Origin of the sequence: Streptomyces sp. NPDC020192, assembly GCF_044388685.1 — a bacterium.
Classification (GTDB): Bacteria; Actinomycetota; Actinomycetes; order Streptomycetales; family Streptomycetaceae; genus Streptomyces.
This window is the reverse complement of sequence record NZ_JBIRXG010000104.1, coordinates 1-2675: the sequence shown is the minus strand read 5'-3', so window position 1 is coordinate 2675 and position 2675 is coordinate 1. Positions and strand designations below refer to the sequence as shown.

Here is a 2675-nt window from a genome sequence, read left to right as displayed (position 1 = left end):
TGAGTCGCTGACCTGCGGTGATCAAACTCCGATGACACAAACTCGCGTCCGTCAAAGTCCGATGGCAAACGGTCAAGATCCAGTGGCACGGGACAAGCGGGCAGGCAGGTGAACCAGCCGACCTCGCGTCTCGACATGCTGCGGTTCGCCCGCCGCGTCGTCGAACAGCAGACCGCGCGACAGCTCGCCCTGATTGACTGGTGGATCGCCGATGAAGAACGCCGGGAACGCGAACGACAGCAGGGGGAAGAGCGTCGGCCACCGCAGCCGGAGTGGCTGATCCAGTACGGGCTCAACCGCAGCAACATCGACGCCGTACACGTAGGCGGCTGCTGGGCGGCCACCAAGAGCGGGCGGTGCCGCCCGGCAACCCGGCAACAGGCACTCGACGCACTGCGAGGCCAGGTACCGGCATGCCCCCACTGCCGGCCGGACACAGCCCTCGGCATTCTCGACTAGCGCCAGAATGGTCAGGCACTGCGCGGACGGCGGCCCGTCGTCTTCTTGGCGGCCTTCTTGGCAGGCTGCTTCTTCGCGGCCGTCTTCTTCTTCGGCTTCGGCAGCTCGTGCACCTGCGCCGGACCCGCGCTCCCCGTGCGGGAGGCCTTGGCCTTCTGCACCGACTCGTTCAGCGCGGTCATCAGATCGAGTACCTGGGCCGGCTGCTCCGGCTCGGGCGCCGTGGAGAGCGGCTTCTCCTCGCGCTTCGGGCGGTCCCGCGGCGGGCTGACCACGAAGATCCACCTCGCCACCGAGCAGGGCCAAAAACTCATGTCCCTGATCATTACGGCCGGGCACCGCCACGACAGCCCGCAGTTCCAGCCGGTCCTCGAGAAAATCCGGATCCCCCGCACCGGCCATGGCCGGCCCCGCACCAGACCCGACAAGGTCCGCGCGGACAAAGCCTACGGCTCCCGCGCCAACCGCTCCTACCTACGCAGACGCCGGATCGACTGCACCAACCCGGAGAAAGCTGACCAGGTCCGCAACCGCAAAAAGCGCGGCTCCCGCGGCGGCCGTCCGCCGAAGTTCGACAAGAACGACCACAAACAACGCCATGCCGTGGAGTGCGGCATCAACCGGCTGAAACGCCACCGGGCCGTCGCCACTCGGTACGACAAACTCGCCGTCCGCTACGAAGCGACCGTGCTGGTCGCGGCCATCAACGAGTGGCTGTGACCAGCACGTTCACAACAGAACTTAGCCCGCCTTCCCCTCCAGCCCTCGAGTGGTCGGCCGCTCGCGACCCCAGGCGGCCAGCGGCTGGAGTGCGTCGTTGAGGCGCTTGCCGTCCTCGGTCAGTGAGTACTCGACGCGGGGCGGCACCTCGTCGTAGGAGACGCGGTGCACGACGCCGTCCGCTTCCAGCTCGCGCAGGTGAGAGGCCAGCACCTTCTCGGTGATCCCCGGAAGCAGTCGACGCAGCTCGCCGAAGCGACGGTAGGGGTGCTCGTGGAGCGCCCAGAGGATCAGCACCTTCCACTTGCCGCCGATCACCTCCATCGCGGTGTCGATCCCGCAGACGTGTCCGTCTGGTGCGCCCGGCCGGTTCAGCGTCGTCATGCCCCACCCTTCTGACGTGCTCGCTCACCCCGGGGTAACCACCCACTACCAAGTGGGTACTTGATCACCTCAGGCTCAGTGACCAGCCTAATCGGCATGGCACAAAAAACTGTTGAGAAGACTCCTGTCACGATGCTGGGCCTCGGCGCGATGGGCACCGCGCTGGCTCGCACCTGGCTTGCCGCCGGCCACCCGCTCACCGTCTGGAACCGCACCCCAGCCCGCGCCGCGGCGCTCGCCGCCGAGGGTGCAAGGGTCGCGGACACCGCCGCTGAGGCGGTCGCAGCGAACGCCCTGATCGTCGTTTGCCTGTTGGACGACACCTCAGTCGACGAGGTGCTGGCCGGCACCGACCTGGCCGACAGGGACCTGGTCAACCTGACCACCAGCACCCCTGCCCAGGCCCGCGCCCGCGCCGAGTGGGCCCGCAAGCGTGGCGCCCGCTACCTGGACGGCGGGATCATGGCCGTCCCTCCGATGATCGGCGTCCCGGAAGCCGCCGGCTATATCTTCTACAGCGGCTCGCGGGAGCTGTTCGAACGACACCAGGGGACCCTGGTTGTCCCGGTCGGCACTACCTACGTCGGCGAGGACGCGGGCTTCGCGGCCCTGCACGACGTGGCCCTGCTCAGCGCCATGTACGGGATGTTCGCCGGGGCCGCGCACGCCTTCGCCCTGATCCGCAAGGAGGACATCGACCCTGCGGCGCTCGCCCCGCTGCTCGCTGACTGGCTCGTCGCGATGGCCCCGGCAGTTCACCAGACCGCCGACCAGTTGCGCAGCGGCGACTATACCAAGGGCGTCGTCTCCAACCTCGCCATGCAGGTGGCCGGTACGCCAACCTTCCTGAGCACCGCTGAGCAGCAGGGTGTCAGCCCGGAACTGCTCAACCCCTACTTCGAGCTGATGCGCCGCCGCCTGGCCGAGGGCAGCGGCGAGGAGGACCTGACAGGCGTGATCGACCTGCTCGTGCACTGACCAGCACTTTCGCAACAGGCCCTAGCTTGATCTTTAACGTCAATGCCGTTGACTTAGGGGTCTGGTGGGGGTGCGATGGCAGGTATGACCTGCAGCGTTTCGACTGGCCAACAGGTGGGCTTGGGCGGTCGCGG

The 2675-nt window shown here is 67.6% G+C and carries 5 protein-coding genes; 3 read left to right on the top strand and 2 right to left on the bottom strand.

Annotated features, from left to right (window positions below; translation table 11 throughout):
* The first annotated feature begins 135 nt into the window (after positions 1-135).
* Positions 136-459, top strand: a complete 324-nt coding sequence (locus tag ACH47Z_RS47020; RefSeq protein ID WP_399086757.1) for a DUF6233 domain-containing protein — start codon at positions 136-138, stop codon at positions 457-459.
* Between the two features lie 11 nt (positions 460-470).
* Here ACH47Z_RS47020 and ACH47Z_RS47015 read toward each other — a convergent pair whose 3' ends face one another.
* Positions 471-773: a hypothetical protein gene (locus ACH47Z_RS47015; RefSeq protein ID WP_399086760.1), complete on the bottom strand. Its 303-nt coding sequence runs from the start codon at positions 771-773 to the stop codon at positions 471-473.
* On the opposite strand from ACH47Z_RS47015, the gene ACH47Z_RS47010 reads away from it, so the two are divergent.
* A complete protein-coding gene (locus ACH47Z_RS47010; RefSeq protein WP_399086754.1) occupies positions 682-1179 on the top strand; it encodes an IS5 family transposase in 498 nt (165 codons plus the stop codon). The genes ACH47Z_RS47015 and ACH47Z_RS47010 overlap by 92 nt on opposite strands.
* A 21-nt stretch (positions 1180-1200) precedes the next feature.
* Here the strand turns inward: ACH47Z_RS47010 and ACH47Z_RS47005 are convergent, their stop codons facing one another.
* The gene (locus ACH47Z_RS47005) at positions 1201-1563 is read right to left on the bottom strand and encodes a winged helix-turn-helix transcriptional regulator (protein ID WP_399086750.1); all 363 of its coding nucleotides are present in this window, start codon (positions 1561-1563) and stop codon (positions 1201-1203) included.
* A 96-nt stretch (positions 1564-1659) separates the two neighbouring features.
* On the opposite strand from ACH47Z_RS47005, the gene ACH47Z_RS47000 reads away from it, so the two are divergent.
* Entirely contained in the window at positions 1660-2541 is an 882-nt protein-coding gene (locus ACH47Z_RS47000; RefSeq protein WP_399086747.1) for an NAD(P)-dependent oxidoreductase, read from the top strand.
* The last annotated feature ends 134 nt before the right edge of the window (positions 2542-2675 follow it).

Excerpts from the sequence above, each read along its gene's own strand:
- ACH47Z_RS47020 (WP_399086757.1), top strand. The coding sequence starts at position 136 with ATGCTGCGGTTCGCCCGCCGCGTCGTCGAACAGCAGACCGCGCGACAG.
- ACH47Z_RS47015 (WP_399086760.1), bottom strand. The coding sequence starts at position 773 with ATGAGTTTTTGGCCCTGCTCGGTGGCGAGGTGGATCTTCGTGGTCAGC.
- ACH47Z_RS47005 (WP_399086750.1), bottom strand. The coding sequence starts at position 1,563 with ATGACGACGCTGAACCGGCCGGGCGCACCAGACGGACACGTCTGCGGG.
- ACH47Z_RS47000 (WP_399086747.1), top strand. The coding sequence starts at position 1,660 with ATGGCACAAAAAACTGTTGAGAAGACTCCTGTCACGATGCTGGGCCTC.